Origin of the sequence: Paenibacillus stellifer (genome assembly GCF_000758685.1) — a bacterium.
Taxonomy (GTDB): domain Bacteria; phylum Bacillota; class Bacilli; order Paenibacillales; family Paenibacillaceae; genus Paenibacillus_AQ; species Paenibacillus_AQ stellifer.
Genome location: NZ_CP009286.1, coordinates 92,501 through 114,411, shown reverse-complemented (window position 1 = coordinate 114,411; position 21,911 = coordinate 92,501). Strand labels below are relative to the sequence as shown.

The 21,911-nt window shown below is 52.6% G+C and carries 38 protein-coding genes (1 of these 38 cut by a window edge); 2 read left to right on the top strand and 36 right to left on the bottom strand.

The window, feature by feature from the left end:
* Nucleotides 1-4 precede the first annotated feature (4 nt).
* From PSTEL_RS00630 to PSTEL_RS00445, 36 genes are all read right to left on the bottom strand, one after another.
* The gene (locus PSTEL_RS00630; RefSeq protein WP_038692908.1) at nucleotides 5-484 is read right to left on the bottom strand and encodes a phage neck terminator protein; all 480 of its coding nucleotides are present in this window, start codon (nucleotides 482-484) and stop codon (nucleotides 5-7) included.
* Nucleotides 471-818 carry a hypothetical protein gene (locus PSTEL_RS00625; protein WP_038692907.1) on the bottom strand — a complete coding sequence of 116 codons (348 nt, stop codon included), beginning with the start codon at nucleotides 816-818 and terminating at the stop codon, nucleotides 471-473. Before PSTEL_RS00625 ends, PSTEL_RS00630 begins: the two co-directional genes overlap by 14 nt.
* A gap of 2 nt (nucleotides 819-820) precedes the next feature.
* Nucleotides 821-1,291: a hypothetical protein gene (locus PSTEL_RS00620; protein WP_038692906.1), complete on the bottom strand. Its 471-nt coding sequence runs from the start codon at nucleotides 1,289-1,291 to the stop codon at nucleotides 821-823.
* 11 nt (nucleotides 1,292-1,302) lie between these two features.
* Nucleotides 1,303-1,815 (bottom strand): hypothetical protein, encoded by a 513-nt coding sequence (locus PSTEL_RS00615; protein WP_245625158.1) that lies wholly within the window; start codon nucleotides 1,813-1,815, stop codon nucleotides 1,303-1,305.
* A gap of 16 nt (nucleotides 1,816-1,831) precedes the next feature.
* On the bottom strand, nucleotides 1,832-2,032 hold the full coding sequence (locus PSTEL_RS00610; RefSeq protein WP_038692904.1) for a hypothetical protein: 201 nt from the start codon (nucleotides 2,030-2,032) through the stop codon (nucleotides 1,832-1,834).
* A 48-nt stretch (nucleotides 2,033-2,080) separates the two neighbouring features.
* Nucleotides 2,081-3,367, bottom strand: coding sequence for a phage major capsid protein (locus tag PSTEL_RS00605; protein ID WP_038692903.1), 1,287 nt, complete (start codon nucleotides 3,365-3,367; stop codon nucleotides 2,081-2,083).
* Nucleotides 3,368-4,084: a head maturation protease, ClpP-related gene (locus PSTEL_RS00600; RefSeq protein ID WP_038692902.1), complete on the bottom strand. Its 717-nt coding sequence runs from the start codon at nucleotides 4,082-4,084 to the stop codon at nucleotides 3,368-3,370.
* On the bottom strand, nucleotides 4,044-5,330 hold the full coding sequence (locus tag PSTEL_RS00595; RefSeq protein ID WP_052098095.1) for a phage portal protein: 1,287 nt from the start codon (nucleotides 5,328-5,330) through the stop codon (nucleotides 4,044-4,046). The genes PSTEL_RS00600 and PSTEL_RS00595 overlap by 41 nt, the downstream gene beginning before the upstream one ends.
* Nucleotides 5,330-5,491 (bottom strand): hypothetical protein, encoded by a 162-nt coding sequence (locus PSTEL_RS27825; RefSeq protein ID WP_169744518.1) that lies wholly within the window; start codon nucleotides 5,489-5,491, stop codon nucleotides 5,330-5,332. The genes PSTEL_RS00595 and PSTEL_RS27825 overlap by 1 nt, the downstream gene beginning before the upstream one ends.
* Nucleotides 5,488-7,209 (bottom strand): terminase large subunit, encoded by a 1,722-nt coding sequence (locus PSTEL_RS00590; RefSeq protein WP_169744632.1) that lies wholly within the window; start codon nucleotides 7,207-7,209, stop codon nucleotides 5,488-5,490. Before PSTEL_RS00590 ends, PSTEL_RS27825 begins: the two co-directional genes overlap by 4 nt.
* A gap of 34 nt (nucleotides 7,210-7,243) precedes the next feature.
* Entirely contained in the window at nucleotides 7,244-7,834 is a 591-nt protein-coding gene (locus tag PSTEL_RS00585; protein ID WP_038692901.1) for a P27 family phage terminase small subunit, read from the bottom strand.
* A 95-nt stretch (nucleotides 7,835-7,929) separates the two neighbouring features.
* Nucleotides 7,930-8,304, bottom strand: a complete 375-nt coding sequence (locus tag PSTEL_RS00580; RefSeq protein WP_052098093.1) for a DUF8602 domain-containing protein — start codon at nucleotides 8,302-8,304, stop codon at nucleotides 7,930-7,932.
* Complete coding sequence (locus PSTEL_RS00575; RefSeq protein ID WP_169744517.1) at nucleotides 8,294-8,677, bottom strand: CBM20 domain-containing protein; 384 nt, start codon at nucleotides 8,675-8,677, stop codon at nucleotides 8,294-8,296. The genes PSTEL_RS00580 and PSTEL_RS00575 overlap by 11 nt, the downstream gene beginning before the upstream one ends.
* A 376-nt stretch (nucleotides 8,678-9,053) precedes the next feature.
* Entirely contained in the window at nucleotides 9,054-9,683 is a 630-nt protein-coding gene (locus tag PSTEL_RS00570; protein WP_169744516.1) for a sigma factor-like helix-turn-helix DNA-binding protein, read from the bottom strand.
* Nucleotides 9,653-9,943, bottom strand: a complete 291-nt coding sequence (locus tag PSTEL_RS28865) for an HNH endonuclease (protein ID WP_084064545.1) — start codon at nucleotides 9,941-9,943, stop codon at nucleotides 9,653-9,655. Before PSTEL_RS28865 ends, PSTEL_RS00570 begins: the two co-directional genes overlap by 31 nt.
* Before the next feature lie 195 nt (nucleotides 9,944-10,138).
* Nucleotides 10,139-10,354 carry a hypothetical protein gene (locus tag PSTEL_RS00560; RefSeq protein ID WP_038692897.1) on the bottom strand — a complete coding sequence of 72 codons (216 nt, stop codon included), beginning with the start codon at nucleotides 10,352-10,354 and terminating at the stop codon, nucleotides 10,139-10,141.
* 2 nt (nucleotides 10,355-10,356) lie between these two features.
* Nucleotides 10,357-10,560 (bottom strand): hypothetical protein, encoded by a 204-nt coding sequence (locus PSTEL_RS00555; protein WP_038692896.1) that lies wholly within the window; start codon nucleotides 10,558-10,560, stop codon nucleotides 10,357-10,359.
* An 81-nt stretch (nucleotides 10,561-10,641) separates the two neighbouring features.
* Entirely contained in the window at nucleotides 10,642-11,031 is a 390-nt protein-coding gene (locus PSTEL_RS00550; protein WP_052098092.1) for a hypothetical protein, read from the bottom strand.
* Nucleotides 11,032-11,046: 15 nt separating this feature from the next.
* Nucleotides 11,047-11,415 carry a BC1872 family protein gene (locus tag PSTEL_RS00545; protein ID WP_038692895.1) on the bottom strand — a complete coding sequence of 123 codons (369 nt, stop codon included), beginning with the start codon at nucleotides 11,413-11,415 and terminating at the stop codon, nucleotides 11,047-11,049.
* Nucleotides 11,412-11,618, bottom strand: a complete 207-nt coding sequence (locus PSTEL_RS00540) for a hypothetical protein (RefSeq protein WP_038692894.1) — start codon at nucleotides 11,616-11,618, stop codon at nucleotides 11,412-11,414. Before PSTEL_RS00540 ends, PSTEL_RS00545 begins: the two co-directional genes overlap by 4 nt.
* Before the next feature lie 64 nt (nucleotides 11,619-11,682).
* The gene (locus PSTEL_RS00535) at nucleotides 11,683-12,021 is read right to left on the bottom strand and encodes a hypothetical protein (RefSeq protein WP_052098091.1); all 339 of its coding nucleotides are present in this window, start codon (nucleotides 12,019-12,021) and stop codon (nucleotides 11,683-11,685) included.
* Between the two features lie 58 nt (nucleotides 12,022-12,079).
* Nucleotides 12,080-12,466, bottom strand: a complete 387-nt coding sequence (locus PSTEL_RS00530; protein WP_038692893.1) for a hypothetical protein — start codon at nucleotides 12,464-12,466, stop codon at nucleotides 12,080-12,082.
* On the bottom strand, nucleotides 12,463-12,642 hold the full coding sequence (locus tag PSTEL_RS00525) for a hypothetical protein (protein WP_038692892.1): 180 nt from the start codon (nucleotides 12,640-12,642) through the stop codon (nucleotides 12,463-12,465). The genes PSTEL_RS00530 and PSTEL_RS00525 overlap by 4 nt, the downstream gene beginning before the upstream one ends.
* Nucleotides 12,639-12,821, bottom strand: coding sequence for a hypothetical protein (locus tag PSTEL_RS00520; RefSeq protein WP_038692891.1), 183 nt, complete (start codon nucleotides 12,819-12,821; stop codon nucleotides 12,639-12,641). The genes PSTEL_RS00525 and PSTEL_RS00520 overlap by 4 nt, the downstream gene beginning before the upstream one ends.
* Nucleotides 12,818-13,339 (bottom strand): Rho GTPase-activating protein, encoded by a 522-nt coding sequence (locus PSTEL_RS00515; RefSeq protein ID WP_038692890.1) that lies wholly within the window; start codon nucleotides 13,337-13,339, stop codon nucleotides 12,818-12,820. Before PSTEL_RS00515 ends, PSTEL_RS00520 begins: the two co-directional genes overlap by 4 nt.
* The gene (locus tag PSTEL_RS25915; RefSeq protein ID WP_052098090.1) at nucleotides 13,336-13,761 is read right to left on the bottom strand and encodes a YopX family protein; all 426 of its coding nucleotides are present in this window, start codon (nucleotides 13,759-13,761) and stop codon (nucleotides 13,336-13,338) included. The genes PSTEL_RS00515 and PSTEL_RS25915 overlap by 4 nt, the downstream gene beginning before the upstream one ends.
* Nucleotides 13,762-14,118: 357 nt before the next feature.
* Entirely contained in the window at nucleotides 14,119-14,628 is a 510-nt protein-coding gene (locus tag PSTEL_RS00495) for a hypothetical protein (protein ID WP_038692888.1), read from the bottom strand.
* A 57-nt stretch (nucleotides 14,629-14,685) separates the two neighbouring features.
* Nucleotides 14,686-15,150, bottom strand: coding sequence for a hypothetical protein (locus PSTEL_RS00490; protein ID WP_052098089.1), 465 nt, complete (start codon nucleotides 15,148-15,150; stop codon nucleotides 14,686-14,688).
* 79 nt (nucleotides 15,151-15,229) lie between these two features.
* Nucleotides 15,230-16,084, bottom strand: coding sequence for a hypothetical protein (locus PSTEL_RS00485; protein ID WP_038692887.1), 855 nt, complete (start codon nucleotides 16,082-16,084; stop codon nucleotides 15,230-15,232).
* Between the two features lie 301 nt (nucleotides 16,085-16,385).
* Entirely contained in the window at nucleotides 16,386-17,051 is a 666-nt protein-coding gene (locus PSTEL_RS00480; RefSeq protein WP_052098088.1) for an HNH endonuclease, read from the bottom strand.
* A gap of 114 nt (nucleotides 17,052-17,165) precedes the next feature.
* A complete protein-coding gene (locus PSTEL_RS00475) occupies nucleotides 17,166-17,504 on the bottom strand; it encodes a hypothetical protein (RefSeq protein ID WP_038692886.1) in 339 nt (112 codons plus the stop codon).
* 205 nt (nucleotides 17,505-17,709) lie between these two features.
* Nucleotides 17,710-18,522, bottom strand: coding sequence for an ATP-binding protein (locus PSTEL_RS28240; protein WP_281176775.1), 813 nt, complete (start codon nucleotides 18,520-18,522; stop codon nucleotides 17,710-17,712).
* Nucleotides 18,497-19,414, bottom strand: a complete 918-nt coding sequence (locus PSTEL_RS28235; protein WP_245625041.1) for an LvrA C-terminal domain-related protein — start codon at nucleotides 19,412-19,414, stop codon at nucleotides 18,497-18,499. Before PSTEL_RS28235 ends, PSTEL_RS28240 begins: the two co-directional genes overlap by 26 nt.
* Before the next feature lie 400 nt (nucleotides 19,415-19,814).
* Nucleotides 19,815-20,561 carry a phage antirepressor KilAC domain-containing protein gene (locus tag PSTEL_RS00460; protein WP_038692884.1) on the bottom strand — a complete coding sequence of 249 codons (747 nt, stop codon included), beginning with the start codon at nucleotides 20,559-20,561 and terminating at the stop codon, nucleotides 19,815-19,817.
* A 217-nt stretch (nucleotides 20,562-20,778) separates the two neighbouring features.
* Complete coding sequence (locus tag PSTEL_RS00450) at nucleotides 20,779-20,988, bottom strand: helix-turn-helix domain-containing protein (protein ID WP_038692882.1); 210 nt, start codon at nucleotides 20,986-20,988, stop codon at nucleotides 20,779-20,781.
* A gap of 63 nt (nucleotides 20,989-21,051) precedes the next feature.
* A complete protein-coding gene (locus PSTEL_RS00445; protein WP_038692881.1) occupies nucleotides 21,052-21,267 on the bottom strand; it encodes a helix-turn-helix domain-containing protein in 216 nt (71 codons plus the stop codon).
* A 160-nt stretch (nucleotides 21,268-21,427) separates the two neighbouring features.
* On the opposite strand from PSTEL_RS00445, the gene PSTEL_RS00440 reads away from it, so the two are divergent.
* Both PSTEL_RS00440 and PSTEL_RS00435 read left to right on the top strand, forming a co-directional pair.
* Nucleotides 21,428-21,778 carry a helix-turn-helix transcriptional regulator gene (locus PSTEL_RS00440; RefSeq protein WP_038692880.1) on the top strand — a complete coding sequence of 117 codons (351 nt, stop codon included), beginning with the start codon at nucleotides 21,428-21,430 and terminating at the stop codon, nucleotides 21,776-21,778.
* A 35-nt stretch (nucleotides 21,779-21,813) separates the two neighbouring features.
* Nucleotides 21,814-21,911 carry the 5' portion of a tyrosine-type recombinase/integrase gene (locus PSTEL_RS00435; protein WP_038692879.1) on the top strand. It continues 1,159 nt past the right edge of the window, so only the first 98 of its 1,257 coding nucleotides appear in the window; the start codon lies at nucleotides 21,814-21,816; its stop codon lies off the right edge, out of view.

Sequence of the window (21,911 nt, the reverse complement as noted above, 5' to 3'; positions counted from 1 at the left end):
ATAATCACTCCTTTGTAATTGGTGCTGTTTCAATCCAATTCAGGGTAGATTCGACCACATCCGTTGCCCGGAGGTCGACTTCAAAGCCCTGCCGGCGTTCCCATTCCTCGCCAATATTGATATCCCGGTTCTCGACGGATCCGACACGGACAACGACGACATCCAACGTGTCTCGCAACTGCTCTGCGCCAGCCACTTTGAACCAGTCCTGCGCCTTCATGGCGTTTTCGACGCTATCATCTACCGAATCGGCGTAGGATAGGACAGAAACGGTGAACGTCACAGCCTTGCTGCGAATGCTTTTATCGCCCTCCTGGGTGATGATCGGCCGGGCGTCGTCCGTGTCCCCAAATTCGCTGAAAGAATAGGTCAGGAATGATCCTTTCGGAATATCACCGTTATCATTCAGGGGGATGGCCGGGACGCCGGCTGCCGCTTTAAGCCCGCGGGCGATGGTCAATCGGATCTGTTTAAACGGGAGCATTGGCGACCACCTTCCGGAGCAGGTATTGATTGACGTCGCTATAACTCCGCTCCGTCGTCTCGTCCACCTTGTACTGCACGCCGGCCACATCGACCAGATCGCCGGTAGAGTGCTGGGCCGTCGTGTACAGCATGCGGTCCGTCTCCGTGTACATACCGCCTTCCGCCGCCCGAAGGCGGGCGCTGATCGGCTGAACGCTTCCCCGGTACGTCACCCGCTCCGGGGTGGCTGGTATCCAATCGCCATCATCATTACGGCTTCCGCCAGCCATCCGGACGATATCATAAGGCTGCTCGTATTTGCGGAGAACGCCAGCAAAGCCAAAACGCCGCATCGTTATTCACTCCTTGGTACAACATCAAATGTCAGGCTATCACGCAGGTCCTCATCCCGCTGAAGCAGTTTGTTCGGTCCGCGCTTGACCTGGGCATACCGGGCCGAGAGCGGAGGCTGACGGATGCGGTCAAAGTTCTTAACCATCCGGTCTAATCCGGTCTCGCCGATTTCCTGCATCAGCTCGTCCACTTGCTTGCGACCGCGGGCGATCTCTCCGACGCTGCCGCGGACCAGCTTGCCGATCGGTGTTTGCCCTTTCTTCTTACCCGAGCCAATAAAGGAGCGGGCAGGAATGTTCATCTTCACCGACCCGTATTCATGGACACCGGCGATCATCGCCAGTTCGGCGTCGCCTTGCATGCCGATACGGACCTTCTTATGGGTAAGCGGCCGTAGCCTGGCGACCAGCTCAGAAAGAATATCTTCGCCAGTGACCTGAACACCGGCACGCCGGGCACGTGATCTCGCCATGAACTATCACCTCACAATCGGATAAGTGCAGCGACCGCAGACGGAAGCTCTCCAGCAGTCGCCGTCTCATACGTAACGGATATATCGCCAACCCGCTCCGATGCCACGCCTGGCGTCTGCTGCAGAAGGGTTTGGGCATAGAGGATGCAGGCCAGCTCGTAATTCCGGGGCAGTGTGGGGGCTGGGGCGCCGTCTGCGTCGCTCGGCAGGATATACCCAGCCAAATACTCAACCTCGATATTGCGCTCGCCAGACGGCCAAAACGAAGCCTTAAACAGCATGCCGTTATCCGGCTCGATCACATAATCCGTCTCCGCCAGGTCCTTGCCGCAAACCTTGACCCCTGCCACGGAATGCACGGGAAAGTTTCGGAGCCGCAGGAGCCGGGTGCCGGAACCGTTCAGGCACTGCTTATGCGTCTGCTGCGCAAATTTGCGGCCGCAAACCCGCTCAATGGCGATACTGGCCGCTTCGAGCGCGGATTCCAATACAAAATCCGGGGTAGATTCGTCCACCCCGGACATCATGGAACGCGCCCGATTAAGACTCGTCAGCATCGCCCTCACCGGCCTTCTTTGCCGCGTCAATATCTGCCTTGGTCGCCTCGTCGCCGATGACTTCCGCTTCCAGCAGCTTCGGCAGGCGCTTCTCGTCGGCTTCGTACAGGCTGCCGGCCTTGACTTCCTCGCCGGTCACCGCGTCGGTGAAATCAGCGATAACGTGATAGGTCTTCTTCGCCACGATGATTCATCTCCTCTCAAATGGTATAAGAGCCCCGAAGGGCTCAGATTATACAGACGGAGCACCCAGCACGACATACGGGCTCGCCGTTGTCACGCCGTCTTCCAGCTTCAGCGGAGTCGCTACCCACGGCTTGCCGTCCACGTTCCAAAAGCACTTGATGACCGTCTTGTTGTTGACGAATTCGACATGCTCGGAGGCCTGGATAAACGGACCGGAGCCGTCCTTGATCAGGTAGTAGGACAGATCCAGCAGCGACACATCACCGACTTGGCCGAGCGGGCCAGTCTTGCCCGTGAAGCGGATCGGAATGCCCATCAGTGTGGCCGGGATACCTTTCGACGCATCGCCGTTGATGAAGATATAATTGCCGTTCGGGTCCTGCAGCGTCATGATCTGCGGCAGGGCGCTTTGCGCCACAACCCAGATGGCATTCTCCAGCGAATTCGGCAGGAAGCGCGCACGCATGGCGACCAGGTCAAGGTAGCTGATCTTGCTTGCGGTAGCCCGGTTGATGAGGACGCGGCCCGCGGCCGGAATAACACCGGTAGGCTTGCCTGTTCCATCGCCCTTCAGGAACGCCGTGTCTTCCGCCGCTACCATCGCTTGAGAAAGCAGGTTACGGATGAACGCAGAAGCAGCGCTCCAGTTACGCAGCAGCTTGTCCGTCACGATAACGTGCGCGGCTACTTCGTACGGCTCCAGCGTGATTTCGCCGAGCTCTGCGGAGGTCTTCGGCTTGGCGCCGCCTTCTGCGATCCAGGAGACTGTCGCCCCGCCGTATGCGCCGTTCGCGCCTTGGACAAAGGACGGGATGGTGATCTTGGCATCCGGCGGTGTTCCCGGAGGGATGACCTGCGCACGCGGGCGGACAACGGACTGTTCAGCCATCAGCTGCAGGATCTCTTCACGGAATTGTTCCGGGACTGCGAATCCGCCTTCTGTGCCGCTCCCCATGGAGAAATCATTGCGGATAGCACGCAGCCGGCCTTTGTTGTCGCCGAACCGCACCGCATCCACGAATTCGCCGAAGGACGAGAAGCCGTAATTCTCTTTCTTGTCCGACGGAGCCGGGCCGGGTACAGGGTTGCGGTAAGGACGCTCACTGCTGTTATCCAGATCGCGCATGCGCGCTTCGTGGTTTTCCAGGCGCTCATCACGCTTCTGGGCAACCTTGATCTTGTTGTCCAGCTCCGCAATCTCCGCTTCCAGGCCGTCGAATTCCGTTTCCTCTTCGTTCGTGAGGTCCCGGGCTTCGGTCTTCGCCTTGTTCAGCATTTCGCCTTGACGGTCAATCTTGGCCGCACGGGCCTGCAGCAGTTGTTGAAGATTCATTTATACATACTTCCTTTCGTTGTGGGCTTTGATTTTCTCATACAAAGAAAGCGGTGCCTTAGGCGTCCGCTCTGCTTCAGGGGGTGGAACTGGTTTTCTGGCTGCTAGCAATTCGTTCCGGACCTTGTCGATGACCGGCCGCGGCAGCAGTCCCCGTCCGCCGGCTGCCGCCGCAAAGGACAGCGTTCGCTCCTCATCAAACAGGATGCCGTCCACGAATTTCTGTTCAAGGGCCTGCTGCGCAGTCAGCCAGGTCTCTTTATTCATCATCCGCAGCAGTTCGTCCGTCGAGACTCCGCTTTTTAAGGCATAGGCGTTGGCGATGGAGGTGTTCCAGTTCTTCAGCACTTCGGATTCGTGCTGCATGGTCCGGTAATCCCCCGCCGCCATGGACGAAACGTTGTGAATCATGATCTGCGCTGTCGGCGCAATGAGCAGGTTCTTAATGCCCATCGCAGCTACCGAAGCGGCGCTTGCAGCAATCCCGACAATTTTTCCGGTGGTGCTTCCCTTGTACTCCTTGAGCATCGAATAGATTTCGGAACCGGCAAACACGTCACCGCCCGGAGAATTGATGTAAATCTCAAGTTCCTCGCCGTTCGCCGCGGCAATTTCCTCGGCTACCTTGTTCGGAGAAGTCGCCTCCATTTCAAACCATTCGTAAATCCAAAGGTCATCATTGGCGACGATTACCCCTTTGATTTGAACTTGTGACATCTGTATTCTCACCCCCTTCCCCGGCTGGATCATTCAGGCTGTCGGCGTCCTCGATCGGGATCATGTTGCCGTTCACGAGATAGGCTTCGCCGCTGCCGTCTTCAATCGGGTTCATTTCCTCCATCTCGCGCCATTCGTCGGCGTTGATAATGCCGTTTTGGCGCTGGATGTTGAGTCCTTCCTGCCGGCTCTTGTAGTCGCCGCGCAGCAGGCCGGAAACGTTAAACTTGACGTAGTACCCCTGAGCCCGCTCTTCCGGCGTGAACAGCTTCAGGTTGCAGGCCTGTTCGATCCGGGTCAGGTACGGCATCAGGGTGTGCATCACGAATTCAATACTCTGATGCTCGATATTGTTGTTCGTGCTGCGCTCCAGATTGGCAATCATGTGCGGAGGCACCCGGAACAATCCGCAGATTTCATCTCGGTTCATTTTGCGCGTTTCGATAAACTGAGCATCGACGAAGGTCAGAGGGAAACGGCTGAATTTCCCGCCGTCCTCTAAGATGATCGGCTTCCAGGAGTTCGCCAGACCCGGACCTGTCTCGTTAATCCAGGCTCTCAAGCGTTCGTATGCCTCCGGAGACATGGCATTCGGAAACTCGATGGCGCTGCCGATGTTCATTCCCTGGCCGTAAAAGCGGGATGTAAACTCTGACGCGGCCATGCCCAGGCCGACCGCCTCCGCTGCCATCCGGATCGGGGAGTACCCGACGATGCCGTCAAAGCCGAATCCCGGAATGTGCAGGATACGCTCGGCCGGCAGCTTCTCGATCTTCCCGCGGTCGTTCAACTCGTACTCCAGCAGGTTCGTCTGCAGGTTGCGGACTGGCCGGCAGTTATACCAGGCGACCGGATAAATCTCCGCGACCTGGCCACGCCGGTTGAGCGAGATCACCGAATAACAATTCCCGCTGCTGGCGAGCTGCCCAACCTGGCTTTCTCGCCAGGCCTGCGAGGTCATTTCGTTGTTCGGCGCATCGTGCAGCAGGGCGAAGGTAGGGTGATCTTCCGCCCGGTCCTTTCCCTTGCCGCCCGCTCGCCGCCGGTAGACATGCAGCGGCAGCGCGCCGACCCCCTCCGCCAGTACCCGGATGCAGGAAAAGACGGTGATGAACCGCATGGCCGACTCCTCCGTTACACTCACTCCAGACAGGGTGTGCCCCCGTGAGCGAAAGAACATCGAACGGTCGAAGTCTTCCAGCGAGTAAGCCCGCTTACCGCTGACGACCCGCGATATAATCCCCATCACTCATCCCTCCTTTTCGGCAATCCGACCCAAATGAGCAGGCCGCCGCCAATAATCAATGCTGCCGGCGGATGAATCATCCATAGGCCCGTTACCAGCGCCCCGAAGCCGGCCACCAGCAGCAATTCCCGAAGGGTTTCCTCCGCCTTTCCATCCTTCAAAGTTGTCTCACTCCCCACGTTTCATAAGCTGATCGTTTGGCCTTGGCCGCCATAGACAGGGTCAGCTTGTGGCTGTCGATTACCGCATCGACCGGGTCAATCCGTTTGGTCTTCGCCTTCGGGTCCTTGTCAATCTTGATCTCACCGAAGCTGTTGCTGACCGTCTTGGCGTTCGCCATGGACCAGGTCAGCAGCTTATTGCGCCGGTCATAGATCACATTGCCCGCCTCGACTTCCAGCCGGAAATCGACCGTCGCATCATTCAGGCTGCGCGCCGATTGGACGATTTCCACCAATGGCACGCCGAATTCTTCCAGGTCAGACAAAAAGGCATCCGCATTATGAGGGTCATAAGCGATGCCTTTGAGCTTCAAATTATGTTTTTTGATCAGGTTCCGGTAATAGGTCAGGATGTATTTATAGTCCGTCTTGACGCCGCCCATCGTCTCTGTAGGGGTCAGCAGGCCCTCTCGAATCCACATGTCATAAGGCGCATTGTCTGATTTGACGTGTTCAGCCACCCGCGCCGCCGGAATCCAGCTATGTGAGTCAATGTAATACTTGCGCTGTCCGTCTATGTCCAGCGGAAATTCGAGGTTCCCGGAGGTCAAGTCGCCGCCAGATGAAAGGTCGAGGCCCAGATAGCATTCCCGGCCCGCCATATCCTCCAGCGTTGTATCCGAAGCGCAGGCTTTCCAGTGCTCCATGTTCATGTACTGCGTATCCGCAAACTGCACCCAGATATTCAGGGACTTGGTCATAAAGTTCCGAAGTTCTTCGCCCTGCATCTGCTGGGCCTTGAGCGCATCCGCCCGCAGGCTGTCCAGCGTCTGATCGGTCCAGAGCGGGTTCGCCTTCGGCCAGTTCGCCTCATCCCAGATATCGTCATCCTTGTCCAGCTCGCAGATGAATACGAACTGTGTTTCGTCCTCGTGGGCTCCGCTGAGGATCAGCTTGCAGTATTCGTAAAGCTCATAGCACGGCGAATTAATGTCAAAGCCGGCCGTCGTAATGACCGAGGTCAAACACTGCCGCAGCTTCTTCTGGCCGTCGGACAGCAGCTTGTACATCTGATTGTCCTTGTGCTTGTGATACTCATCGACCGACGCAAAATAGGGACGGAAACCGTCGATGCTGTTTGTATCCCGCCCGAGCGCCCGAATCTCGCCGTGCGTCAGGTTGCAAAGGATTTTGCTGGCGTAATCCTTGACCGTGAATAAGCCGGCCTCGTACTTTGATCCGGCAAGTTCTGGGTCCGCATTGATAAACTTGACGCATTCTTTCAGGACGATGCGGGCCTGCAGCTCTTTGGTTGCCGTACAGTACACCTGCGGGTAGTTGTACCCATCGAAGTTACCGTAATACAGCGACGGCACCGCGTTCCCGAGGGATTTCCCGTTTTGCCGCCCCACCTGCACATAGGAGGTGCGGAATCTGCGGTAACCGTCCATGGTCAGCCAGCCGTTCCAACTCCCGAAAATGAAGTCCTGAAAGCCCCACAGCCGGAGTGGTTCGGGCTCCTCTCCTTCGGCCAGTGTCAGTGATTCGGCAAATTCGATGATCTCATGGGCGCGGTCCGGATCGAAGACATAAGGGAAGTTCTTCGTCCCCTGCCGGGCAAGGTCTCTAAGATGTCGCTCGCAGGCCTGGCGCTGCGTCTTGCCGGCCACAATTCGGCCGGAAACCACTTCCTGCGCATATGCCGTTACCCTGTCCAGTTCGGCCACCGTGTTGTAAGGATAGATTTGCGGGTTAGCCACCTCGGCCCCCTCCGAATCTTCCGAAACGGCTCGGCGCCTCTTCCTTCTTCTGCGGCTTCGGCACATTCTTGACCTTGGCGAGCGGATTGAGGAATAAGCGGTCCTGCATTTTGAGCAGCATGTCCATTTTCTTATTGATGGCCGTCTCGATCCGCAGCAGGCCGTCGACTGCAATCATGCTGCGGAGCTGACGCTTCACCCGGGTATCGAATTCGTCGCTGTCCTCGATATATTCATCCAGCTGTTCGCTGTCATAGGCCACCTTGTCGATGGTTTGATATGACTTTTGCAGCCGTTCGTACTCGGCATAGGTCTTGCAATACATCGCCAACAAGCCAACGTCCGAACTCGTCAGCAGGTTGATATCCTGCGCAGCCGCGGCTTTATATTCCTTCAAGCACTGTTTCCAATGCGTGAAGGCGATCACGTCATTCTTTACGAAGGCCGGCGGTTTCAGCTTGTCGAGTTCAGTTTTTCCCAGCTTCACCTCGGCTTCTTGCCGCTGCTGCAACTGCTCTTTTGTCAGTCGGTTCGGATTGCCCTGGGCGATGTGCAGGGATACCGGTTTTGCGTTCCTGCCCATCCGGGCTCACCTCCAAATACACTAAAAATTTCAAAAAACGAGTTTTTGCGCGAATAAAGGGGGCGGCGGTCTTCAATGGAGGCCCTCGGAAGGATTTAACCCCCCCTCCCCCTCAGCGGATTTCCGAACCCGCCGTCCTGCTGCACGGTCTTTCGGCTGTGGCATGGCGTGCACAGCGCCTGCCAGTTACCGCGGTCCCAGAACAGCGCTGGGTCTCCCTTGTGCGGGATGATATGGTCCACTACGTTGGCTACGGCGACCTTACCTCTACGCTCGCAGTCGGCGCACAGCGGATGCTGCTGCAGGAAGTGAACACGCGCCCGCTGCCAGTCTCGATTGTATCCCCGCTGCGCGGCCGTTCCTCTGTCCTTGTCGTAGCTTCGTTCCTCGCCTTGGTGCGCTGGGCAGTATCCCTCTCCATCCGTTAGGTTGGAGCATCCCGCCTTCCTGCAGAACTTTTTAAGGGGCATCTGCATCCACCTGCCTGCCATCCAAGAAGATCATATCTCCCTTGAATGGTTCTCTCTTTCCTAAGCCCATGAACGGCCCTAGGCGCTGCATCAGGTCCCATATCTGGAACGAGGTGTAGCCTTCCTTATCCACTCTCAGGGCGATCGCTTGGTGCCATGTCCCATAGTTCGGATGTGTGCCATCCGCCGTGGCCCCTGTCACCCATTTAATGCCAGATGGTGTCGTGTGCTTGACCCGGTATGTCGTACCCACATCAGATGTCGCAATCGTTCCGGCCGTTCCCTGCGCATACGGATTACCTCTTGTTGCCGCAATCAATACACGTTCTGGTGAAGGGCCGGGATTGTTGCCTCCGCCCTGTGGTCCTAGCACTCGATCCAGAATAGCGGTGAATCGGCTACTGATCCTGAACTGCCCATATTGAGGAATCCGTCCGGGTATGTACTTTTCCATCAGTCTTTTGAAAAACTCAATTTGGAATATCAATGCAGCCACCGTCCTTTCCTTCAAGATAAAAAGAGCCGCCATATTGGCGACCCTCTGAAAATCCCAAGCGTTTGGGAATATGAGTATGATATGTACCGGCTCTTACTGAGGCGGCCGGCTTGCCTCCGCGATCCACTCTTTAACCGCTGCGGTCACGGCAACAAGGGGAAGAGATGAACCCTTATGCAAGAGTGGAGTGTAATAAGAGAGTTTCCGTTAATAGGTATCTCCTATATATAGGTGGCAAGCGTAAGACAAAAAATCACATGCACAGCAGGAACAGGTTATTCGCCTTGTTGTATTCGATCTTCAAGTCTGCCCTGTTCAGCATAACTTGGACCGAACCTTTCTTGACTCCCATCTCATAAGCTATGCTCTGCATCGACATTCCGAAAGCGTGATACAGCACGTAGCATTGACGCTCTCTTTCACTCAGATTACGCAGGGCATCTTCGATCATCCATTCCTGTTCTCTCGTTAATGGCCTTCCGATCTCCGCAACCTCGAATTCAAATTCGTATGAAGTCAGATGGTCCATCCATTGAGGGTCCCAAACCTTCGTCCGTTGGTGTATGCTGCGGCGTTCCATCGGCCGGCGCCATCCCGGCGGATATCCGGTGTCCATCCATTCGATAGAGTAATCCAGGTCGCTGACGCTCGCCGTAAGCGCGTTTCGTTCCGCTTTGATCGGGCTCATTCGTTCTCGAATCATGGCGCGTTCCTGCTTGTCCTTCGTCCCTTTTAATTCTTCCTTCATTGGTTCGAGCTGCTTATCCAATAAGGCGATTGCTTTATTAAGCTGTTTCTTGGTCTCCCTGTAACTAGCAATCAGAGCCATATCCTTCATTCGCACCAGCCCTTTTACAAATTTATCGCATCTTCGTATTCCCAAAAGGAAGATTTGATCATTAAGTTGTATATAGGTTCACCTTCGTGTTCTAAAGCGTGGCACAAGTCGCAAAGTAATTCTAAATTTGAAGGGTCGTTAGTTCCTCCGTCTTCGACGTGGATTTTGTGATGGATGTGCAGATTTTTCTTATTGCCACAACGGCAGCAGCGTCTCTTGTCACGTTTATAGACAAGCTCTCTTATTGGAACGCTGACATTCTTGCGTTTTCGCTTTGATTTTTTCCGTTTCGCATCTTCGAGCATTTCAGGGGATGAACGGATTACCTTGCCTCTATGTGGCTGTTCATAAAAATGGATTCTTCCGCAACAGACCTTATCCCAAAAAGGATTTAACACTCTTCCGCATTTGTAACAATTTATAGAGATCACCTCGCATGGATTTATGTCACACTATCGATATATAAAGCCGTGATTTGAGGAACTTAATATGGATGTTTGTTATTCCTTGCTCACGTCCGACTCCGTCAGGGAGCAAGCCCCGCTTACCAACCTTGCAAATATCTCGATCCTCATAAATGTCGGCGGCTGCCGGCCGGTGCATTTGACCGTTACGCCTCCACTCTTATACTTAAGCACCTGGGCGATTCCGCCGCGCTTGTACTCAAATTCCCGTTCGCCATCCTCCAGAGCTGCCCAGAGATCGCCGTAGATCAATGCTATATGTCTCCTTTCTGTTTTTTGGGTCTAGCCATGTAGTGGTTACCATGACGCTTGATATCGCTCTTTGGACCGTACTTGGCCCAATCCTCTTCTGTCATCTGCCGGGTTGTTACCTCTCCGTGGACTTTTGTCAGGATCGGCTTCGGGAAGCTGGAGCGGATCGGCTCTTTGTGTTTGAGTTTGCGGCTGGAGTTGTTCATTGCTTGTATCCTCCCCTGGATAATATTCGGCCCCCGCTACGCTGGGTAGTGCGGTCGTCTCGGAGGCCGTTCGGCCCATGATTAACGCACCAGCAGCGCCATGTCGTACCCGGATTCAATGAATTGCACGGTTAGCTTTCGATTCACGTCATTACCTAACCGATCATAGATTTCATACATTTCATCCTTGGTGAATCTTGTCCCTAACACTTGATTAAAACTTTCCAGAACCCGCGGCGCCCAGTATTTGTTCAGTCCCTTTGCAATCGGCCGGGAAACCCATGCAAACATTTTGCATTTGAAGTCAAGTTCTGTACTGACACCTTCCAACCGGAAGTACACGTTATTTCTTGGTTCGAGGATTATCTCGTTGCTGTTATTGATAAAGGACTTCGGAAATGCGTGAAGCGATTTATTTATGATGTTGCTCAGACCAGCAGCATCTGATAATTGATAATTTACTGTGCTCATATCTCTTACCCCCACTTATAAGTTAAGTACTGCTAATAGAGCAGCTTTACATATGGCTTGAGGAGCTGTTCCGACGAACACAGCGCCTTCCATCCGATGTACGTCCCAATAAAAGGTAACGTCTATTTTTTCGTCTTCTGAAGCAATAATAAATTCCCAATTTTTTGACTTCATATGTTCTACTACTTCCCATGCTGCGGATATGTCTGAAGAGTACAGCGGAACGTCGCGGTGGATCGTCTTTTCGTAGTCTGACAGGAAATACCTCGGCAGGTGCGGCAGTTGTCCTTCGACCATATCCAGGCCCATTACCAGCTCAGCGACTTTAGCTTCCAGCAGCCGCCCCGGTTCCATCGCCAGTATCTCTTCCCTTGTGAGTGTCATTGGTTATCTCCTTCCTCAACCAGTTGCAGTGTTGGCTCTCCTGGTTCTATTTCTCCCTCGATTTTGAATTGCACCTTACCAGATGGACTGATGACGAAACCATCACAACCAGGTGCATCACAGCGTACTCCGTTCTTGTGGGCTGACCATTTACCGATGTCGTATTCCTTTCCACATGTGAAGCATTTCGCTATCAATTTCACTCTGTGTATCCCTCCTGTTATATAGGAGCAAGATCACCTGATCCGGCCCTCGCTGTCGCTAGGTTTATTCGGTCGTTCCGGTGGCCTTCGGCCGTTCAATCTCTTCTAGGCACGAGTCGCAGACAGTCTTTCCGTCAATGTAATTTCTGCCCGTGAGTCCGCCTCCGCACTGATCGCAATCAAAATACCATCCATCCTCTATATATGCACTCCTCGGCACTACACCGGATTCAGAATATTGATCGAATTCAGGTTTGCGTGCAGCCGAAATATCAGTCCAAGGAACTCCATCGCTATACGCTTCGCTTTTGTATTTGGCCTGTGAATGAGATTCGGCAAAAACAATTTCATGGTATGCCTCTTCTCCAGAGTTCTCCTTATCTCGAACGTGATATGCTTTCATGTTCTCAGTCACTCCTTCGTTATTTGCGCGTCAGCGCCATCGTATCGACCGAATACGCTCAGGCAGAGCCGGAGGCCGTATCAGTCTTTAATGTCATCCACGCTGCCATAGCCCGCTCTCTGGGGGTGGCGGTGAGCATGTCGGCAGCCTCAAGGTCTGTATAAAGTGCAGATAATTCTCCGCGCACGACTTCAAATAGTCTCGTCACGTATAGTTCTGCATCCTTGGCAATAGCTGCTGCCTGTACCTCCAGAGAGGCGGCAGGGTTATTGCAGTAATCTGGAGCCTTGGACCATGCTATGTCCGCTGTGCCGTAATAGTATGTCGCTGGACTCCCGCCTTTGTCTTCGACCACGTAATAGTTACCAGCTGTCTTGTGCAGACTGTACCCCATCAACTCCGCCAGCGCCCGGTTAATCTCCTGGTCTGTTGGTATCTGTGTCATCTGATTGCCTCCCGTTGCCGATCAATCAGCTCGTTGTATTCTTCAATCCAATCGGTTGGAATATTGTGATTAGCCGAAGCACACCGTCTGATTGCTGCCGATATTTCTTTAATCCGCTCGTATTCCCATACGAAACGTGGTCGAAGGCCAATCGGTGGTTTTGGTATCTGTGTCATGACTGAGCCTCCCTTCTAAGCTCCGCAAGGGAATGAAATGTTTGCCGTTTGATGTCCTCCAGCAGTTCAAATATCTGATGCGGCGTCATTCCCTTTTCAGCCATATTTGCCATCGCCGCTACGATTAATTGATGATCCAGATTATTAAGATCAAGCTTTGGTTTGTCCGTCTGTGTCATGACTCATCCTCCTTCTCAGGAACTTCCTTGCCGCAATCTTTACAAATCGCTATGCCAATCTCACAACCATCCGATAAGACCAAAATGTCTCCTGTTCTGCGAATGTTTTTGTGGGTGCATGAATTGCTATCTCCCTCACCAAGGGCATCCCGGGCACGAGCGCCGCAATCCACATCAACTTCGGAAAACATCGTGCCGGTTACATGCTCGATCGTAGGCATATAATGATTCCGTTCCTTGTAAAACACCAGTGCATCGGTCAGCCGGGCTATGGTCTGCTGTGCCTCAACCAGAGCATCCAGAGAGTCACGCAACCATTCTGGCCACTGTCCGGCACTTACTTTCCAATCTGTGTGTTTCTTAACCGCTTCGTCCCATTCGTCCATTTCTCGTTTGATCTCCGCGATCCGCTCCGGCGTTAAGGTAACTTTTCCTTCGGTCACTGGCTTATCCCCCATTTTCTTGACTAACTCCGACAACCCCGGCAGTGATCCATGAGCGATATATCCGTTGCTCATTCTGCTTTCTCCGCCTCTCCTAATAGTTCTGGGTTTTCGTAGATGTTGCCGATTGCTTCGGTCTGCGACCATTCAATATCTTCTCCTCCGAATCGTTCATGGTCTGCGAAGTAGTCTTGAAAGTAGAAGCAGGCATTTGATTTTGACCATATTACCTTGTAGTAATAGATTTCGTCGTGTGATGCACGGTCACGCAGTATGTCGCCCTCATAAATCTCCCGTCCGTTACGGTCTTTCAGGCCGGTGTATTGCATGACTTCCACATCACGTTCGCCGCAATCAGAAAGCGAACCGGCGTAATAGTCGTCCAGGCTGTCGTACCACTGGATCACCATTTCGGCGCCTGGGAATGTCAGATTTACCTTATCGAGCATTCGGCGTTCCTTTTTCAGCCACGCCCGGAATTTAATCTCTCTGCTCATGACTGTACCTCTCCCCTCACCATTCCGACTCCGTGACTTTCGTATAACCTTTGAAACGTGCTTATTGAGCATGTTGCTGGACCAGTTGGCTTCTGATAGGTGACTGTTCTTTCATCCACGGACAAGACTTTCCGCTCAACTATAGGGTCATAAGCGTGTCCACGGAATTGATATATTGCTCCAACAATTAACTTAGGTCGTAATAATTCTTTGATATGTTGATCTATCTTATTTTGCGTCGAAACTTTGAACCTGCTCATGTGTATCCTCCCTTTGGGCCTATGCCCGATCTATGATTGATTCGGCCTCCGCTGTCGCTAGGTGATTCGGTCGATTCGGAGGCCTGACGGCCAATGATCAGCTTTCGACTGTGACGCTGCTACTCTCCCAAGACACTGGCATAAAGATGGTTTCACCTCGCATTTTATCCTTGCAGAACACATGAATTCCTTTGCCTAAATCTCCGAGAAAACCGTATACTTTCCAATCACAAGTCTTCTTTTTAACCTTTTTTCCACTGTCGCATTGATATGGATCTGTTGATATTCCTCCACAAGCTGGGCATCTGAATTTCTTCTCTCCTATCGCCTGCAGCATATCTCCGACCGATTCAAAAACCCTTACCTTTCCAGGTTGGATTGACGGTTGATTGCATTCCTGATAATAATTAATGGCGCTGTAGTCCCTTTTCTTTTCCCACGCTCTCAGAATTTCTTCTTGAGGTGTGTTCAGCGCTTCAGAGTATTCAATCAATTTCGCTCTTAAATATTTTTCAAGTCTTTCTGCTCTACGTTCTCCTTCTTCTCCAGACCACGAATCGCGTGCAAGACCTTTTAATTTTTCGATTGTCTGCTCCATTTCGCTCATTGTTATCGCTCCCTTTTTTCGGGCCAAGCCCGATATATTGTAAATGGGTGAGGGTGTCTATCCCTCCAAGTATTGAAGAAGCACCAACCCACGCCGTTTGCTCTGTCCGATTCTCCGGAACCCCGCTGCCTTGAAGCAGCAGCCGGGGTTTCTGCTACGCACCTTATCCGCGTCAACATAGGTGATAATTCCGTCCGGTGGAGGCGGTCCCCACTCGGCCAGCGTGGCCGCGACAGCTGCGCGGATCATATTCGAACTGAGATACATGCTCGGTGCCTCGTTCCGGAAATGAGTGCATTCCCATGCGTCCAGTCCATCGTCGCGGATACCGCGCCATGTCACCCAAAAGGCATTTCCGAGCGGAGTCCGTAAAACCAGGTTGTCGCCGGGCCGTGTAAACTGCAATGCTCCAACCGTCTGACGACTGTAATGCCGGTCCGCCAACTGCCGACAGGAGTCATCAGCTTTTTGTACCCGCATCCAAGGACCATATTGCGGTATGTCGAGCATGATCTGATTCATGGGTGTCTATCCCTCCTTGTCCCTTAAAACAACTGTTGCTGCCTTATTTACACGGATTACCCAGGCTACTTGCCCCGGTTTATATCGCTTCTCTGTCATCTTCGGATTCAGGTTCGTCTACTTCCGTCACCGTGACTTCCCGGAATCTGAGCTTGATATACTCAATCATCACCAGATACTCTTCGCCGTACCGACTGCCGTCGTGCCGATTGCGTACCGCCGTTTCAAACTCTTCGACCGTTCCTCGGAAGCAGCCGCGCGTCACTTCGATCTCTCCTGTCTTGATCGTGTATGCTGTCAGAGTACCGCCCTCAGAGCCGACCGACGATGCCCAGAAGATATGCTTCCGACTCTCGACCCGAGCGTCGCCGGAGACCTGAGCGTCGCCGGAGACCCAAGCGTTGTCGGAGACCTGAGCGTCGCCGTAGACCCGAGCGTTGCCGTAGACCCGAGCGTTGCCGTAGACCCCAGCGTCGCCGTAGACCCGAGCGTCGCCGTAGACCTGAGCGTTGCCGTAGACCCGAGCGTCGCCGGAGACCCAAGCGTCGCCGGAGACCCAAGCGTTGTCGGAGACCTGAGCGTCGCCGTAGACCTGAGCGTTGCCGTAGACCCGAGCGTTGCCGTAGACCTGAGCGTCGCCGTAGACCCGAGCGTTGCCGTAGACCTGAGCGTTGCCGTAGACCCAAGCGTTGTCGGAGACCTGAGCGTCGCCGTAGACCCGAGCGTTGCCGTAGACCTGAGCGTTGCCGTAGACCCGAGCGTCGCCGGAGACCCAAGCGTCGCCGTCTTGATCCAGGTTCTTCTCGGATGCGATCCAGCCACCCAGCTCGCCTTCTTCGATATCCTGTTCCGGGATATCACGTACAGCTTTGATCTGATAGAGTGTAATGCCCATCCATTCCTTAGTGGTTTCGGTGAGTACATATTTTTTCATAGTTATTCATCCTCTCTTATTGGTTACGCCAGTTCCTTCGCCTGCACGATCGCCCGGTTTCCCTCCCATGTGACCGGCATACGTTGGTAGTTTAATCACCTTGCAGGTACCTCCTTGATCTTGTGCTGTACCCGGACCCAAGCGGGGCGGCAGCGTCGCAGGATCTCCTCCTCGGCCTCCTGTCGTTCCCATGGGCGGGCAAATTCGTCCTGAAGGACGGTATATAACTCCTCACGAGTGGCTGCTTTCCAGTTCATTTGCCACCAACTCCCGTTGTTATGTGTATAAAATTGTTGATAAGTCAGTCCTCGAACCTATCCACCGGACGGTAATGTCCGCCGGCGGCGTATCCGTTCAGCGCGTCCCGCATCATACCAGCGAACACATCCAAGGTCTTACGGTCGAAAGACTCTATGAGCCGTAATTCTTTCGCTCTCAGCGGTCGCCCGGCGGCGGTAGACACTAAGTCGGCTACAGGCTCAATCTCCCGTCTCCGGGCATCCTGCTCGCGCTCAGCCTCTGCCTGAATGGATGCCTTGCGGTTGTACTCTTCCCAATCTTGGTCATCGAACCAAAAGTGGTCTCCGTACAGGTCCCGGAAGATGCTGATCCACTCCTGCAGCAGTTCTTCATCCGTCTGGATCATGTCGTGACAGATTCCACAAAGACGCAGGCCGTTCGTCTTGACCCCTCTTCCTTTTCGGCCTCTTGGGTAAACGTGGTGAGTCGTGGTGTCCGGCCGTGATCTACAGCACCGGCAGAGTCCGCCTGCTTCGGCAATCAGCTCCGCGACGACCTTCTGCGGGAATACCGCTCGGTCCGCGCTGCTCTTGCCTGGCTGATGGTCCGGGAAGAGATTCCGTTTCCACTCCGGCAGCTGCTTCCGTTCCTTCCGGCCCCGGCCGATCCCATTGGTCTTCTTCGGCTTCTCCTGCCGTTCTGGTTTCCAAAAGGTCTGATGCTCCATTCTGATCACCTCCAGGTATTCTGAGTTGTTCGGCTTCCCAGCTGCATGCCGGGCACCGGTGTATGTCCGGTTGTATCTCGATCATGTCAGCTGCGCACCGGAGACATACCAGCGTCATTTCCGGGGTCCGGCGTCCCTGGCTATCAGCTCGACCGGCAGGGCGTTCGACCAATCCAGTTCATCGTGTCGCCGTGAAAAATGAGGTGTATAGCGATACGGCGTTTTGATCTTCGCACTGTAGAGATAGCCTGCAGGTTCTTCGCCTTGCTTTACTGGTGCCCCGAGTGCGGCGCAGCGCGCCGGGTTAAGCAAGATTTCTCCAACTGGCTTATTAGGCTTCCAGTCACCGCCACGCGCCCATGCTCCGTTGATTTGGCGTTCCCACGGAATGCAAACAGGGAGACCGGTCTGCTGGACCTGCTGATGGTTAAGAGGCTGTGTGGTATCCTGCAAGTCGGTCCAACTCCTTTCGGATGCTGCCCCAGAATGGGGTCATATATCGAATTCGGATGTACCGGCGCCGTTCATGCTCTGCGATTTTCCCGGCATAATATTCCTTTTGCTCTTGCTTGATGATTCCCCGACAATGAGCACATACAGGTACGGTCGCCCATGTTGCTGTAGCCTCAAGCCGGCAAGAAGGTACTGAGCATTTCATTCACTGTCTCCCTCCGTTCGCGCGCTTTATCGCATCTTCGCGACGTTTCGAAGTGCCTTGATTCTCGTAAATGTCCGTGCTCCCAAGGATTCGGTCGTAGATCCGTCCGTCAGTATCCAGAGGCGCGCCGTTCTTGTCTTTCTCAAACCAGTTAGCCAGCCGGCCCAGGTCCAGGTTTGTCGTGAAGTTCGTCGGCTTGCCCTGCCGTCCGTTGATGATCGGGAACAAAATGTCGTTGAACTCATATTCCGTCAGGTAGCCGCTGCCCAACTCGTCCAGTGTGAGGAGATCCGCTGCAATGGCGCCGGAGATAATGTCCGTGAGGCTTGTCTTGGAGTCCTTCCGGTTCGTGTCCTTCGCCAGGTTGAACAACTGCGGAACATCCAAGAAGAGGCATACCCATCCGCGTCGGTTCAGTTCGTGATTGATGGATGCGGCCAAATGGCTTTTTCCATTTCCTGCCTTCCCATACATCAGGAGTCCGGTTGTTCGACCTTCGAAGCTACGAACGAAATCCGCCGATGCCTTGCAAACCGCTTCCGTTCCAGGGCGCTGGATAAAGTTGTGGAATGTCGCCTTCTGGAGAGCTTCGTTCATGATTGACTTAGCATAGATCCGCTCCATCTTGGCCCGGCGCAGCTTCCGCTCCTGCTCCTTCTCTCTGGCCTCGTTCTCGGCGACGACGCAGGCGCAGGCTTTCTTCAGGCCCCACTTCCCATTCGGCGGAAAGTATGTCCGGCCGATTGTCTGCCGGCAACCGAGGCAGCAATATGTCCCATCATGCTCGTCATCGGCGAACAAAGATGTCGTCATCCGAACCGGCTTCAGCACGTCCTCGACCTTCACTGCCGCCTCCATTTCGCGAAGCATGGCCGTAATAGGCGCCGATGTAATCGTCCGGTTCGGGCGGCGGTGGACCGAATTTATCGTATTCTCCAGTAGCCGCTTGTCCTCTTCCGGAAGGTTCAAGTCCTTCAGGTCCACTTTCATCGCCTCCTAGGTAATCTTTATAGGTTCCGGCATTGAGGTAGGTTGTCGGCATCTTGGCAAACTCGGAATGCAAGCCGATAGTTTCGAAGTCTTGAGAATAAAGGATTGTGCATTGGATGAGTGCTTCTCTCTCGGCTTGCTTGACTTTCTTTTTCCAAGTTGCGAAGGCCTTTGCCTTGTCCTTCCGGCGTCTTGTCGGGAAGACTTTCCAGAATCGTTCAAAGTCAGGATGATAAGAATCAACGTGTGGTTCTGCCGGAGGCGAATCACACAATGGTTTTATATCTTCTTTTGTTCTTAAGTTCTTAACATTCTTTACATTCTTGTTTGTGTTCACTTGTTGTTCAGTTGTTGTTCGTTTGTTGTTCAGTTGTTGTTCGTCTTGTTGTTCACACTCTTGGTATTCAGGCCATGAAATCACCGATATCAAGCGGTTTTTATTGCCGTTTTGTTGTTCAATCTGCCGTTCATTTTCGAACGATTTCAGTATTCGTTGCACCTTACTTTCTGAGATATTAAATTTATCCGAAATGACCTTTCTGCCGGTGATTAACTGCCCGGGTTGTAGAGAAATTCTCTGGCCCATGAACACCGCTGGAACCTCTTTATGCGTCGCATTGAGCAGCAAATACATCCACACAGCAAGGTGGTCACCATCCTTACAAACGATTGGATTTTCCATTACTTTTCGGTGGAGTTTGATCCAGCCGTCCATTTCACCACCCGCTTACACTATTTGTTGGCGTACATATGCTGACTAGCGCAACTGAAATTACAGCAAAGAGACTTTCCGACTTTAACCGCCGGATGCCCGTGAAGGATCGGTTTCCGACACTCCTTGTTTGCACAGAGGGACACTACAGTGACATCCTCTTTCTCTGGTAAATTCGTCTTCATGATTGCAAAACACCTCGATTCGATGTATGATGACCGTAATAATGTTTATAAAGCTACTGACAGTCTGCCGGGGTAGGATCCGGTAGGCTGTTTTTCGTTTATCCGGGATGCTGTCGCCCGGTATTGAAGGATGTACATATTGCGGACGCGCATGGATGGTGCTGTCTCGATCAACTGAAGCAGATTTCCGCAAATACGGATACGTTGTTTTCTCGACATCATGGTTTCATCGCTCCTTTGAATTTGTTGATAAAATAGATTTGACCTTTGCCTGTTACTTTGGTCGTTCGTGTTGTCCGTGTGCTTCCGTCCGGATTATTGATTGTCCGGGTCTTAATCTCGAACAAAGCGAGATCCATCGATCGCTGGGTCGGCATGTTCCAATACTCACCGCGGACTCCCAGGTAACCCTCACTCCGAAGAATCTTGAACAGCCGATTCTGACCTATATCTATCCCGTTTTGCTTCAGGAGTTTTGCGAGCTCACCGATCAGGATCGTATTTTCGGAAACCTCCACCGACTCGGCGTAAATGACTTTCGGTCGGTCCTTCTCGATCTTCGCCTCAAGTGCTCGCCGCGCGGCTCGTTCCTCTTTTAGCCGGGTTGCTGCCTCAATCAGTAGATCTGGGTTGTCCAGCAGCTCATCAGCCGCGTACATCCCTGTTGTTCGGATCGCCGGCAAAACCTCGTGCGTAATCCACCGTTTAAAACTTTTCGCCTCCGGCTTCCTACTGCCGAGAATAAGAGAGTAAAGGCCGGGCTCGTTTACGGTGAGTACTTCTTGAGATCCCCCAGGGGTTTGTATTAAACGCAACCCCTTTTCATCATCATCAAGGCGTCTGGTTTGACTCTGGTCGATGTCGATAGCCTGGCAGACATCCTTTGCCACCCACCACGGGCGGCCGTCATGAATAACTACTCTTACTTCGCTTCCGGTAAAATTAAAGACTTGCAGTTGATTCATTGCGTCGCTCCTTTCAAAGGTATTACTGGCTTGGAAACCCCTTTACAACAATGTGATATACCTTACCTCCATGTCGTCTACATACCGTCGCATTTCTGGGTTGTCCATCCAACGGTGCCGGAATAGGTCAACCAACTGCTGCATTAGCTCCGGATCGGCTCCGGCATCTAAACATGCGTGTAAGGCGGTTCGAATGCTGTACTGCTCATGGGCTTGGTCAAATTCCAATGGCATTTGCCTCCTCATCCGTTTTTGAAATGAGGTTGTTCTGATACTCATCAAGCCATTCGCGCTTGATTTTCCAATATCCGCCATCCTTATATGCCTTAAGCTGTTTGGCGTATATTCTTCTTTTTAACGTAATCTCACTCAGACCCAAGTGATATGCCGCTTGCTTGAGGGTTAAAATGTGCGGAATATGTTCCATTTTGATTCCCTCCTCTCCGAATAAAACTTAAGCGTTGAAGACTATTAAAGTTAAACTTAAGTTTTACTCGAAAAATTTTATTTGTTTAACTTCGCATCCAAAAAAACTCGCCAAGGCCACAGCATTCGCAATAGAAATACTCAGGGGATTTTTCTCCATCCGGTCATATGTCGATGGATGGACGCCTATGCCCTTGGCAACCGCACTTTTGGGGAGATCCCTCAAAAACCTCCATTCCCTTAATGATTTGGTCTCTGCGGTCTTTTCTGTAGCAATCATTTTGTCGATCACCTCCTTTGACCTAAACCTATGATAATTAAGTTTAACTTTGATGTCAACGCAAAATCAAAAATTCCAAAGTATAATTTAGATTTTTTCTGGTAAAACAAGATATATAGTGTTATTATTTATCTAAAGAATTAGATTGGGAGTGTGTTTAGTGAAGACAATATATTTCTCAAATAATTTAAAACGTTTTAGGGAATTAAAGGGGTTGACCAAGGAAGAATTAGGAAAGAGAGTCGGGGTATCTGGAGCAATGGTTGGGTACTGGGAGAGCGGTAAAAATGAGCCGCGGATGGGGAAAGTGCAGTTGATAGCGGATGTATTGGAAACCGACATCGACCAACTGTTATTCGCAGAACCTCCAAAACAAATTGAGTTAACGATCGATTCACTGACCGATGGATTGAGCGAAAATAGAAAGAGAGCCATCAAGGCGGTTATGTCTCTTTCTGAAGAGGATCTAGAATTGTTCATTCAACTGATGGAGCGCAACACAGAAAAATAATACATAGTTCAAACTGCGACAAGGAGGAGAACAATATGGATAACATTGTTAAGAAATCCAAGAAAAAAAAGAAGCTTCCTCCAGGCGTCCGCGAACGTGATGGTCGCTACACATACAGATACAACACATACGT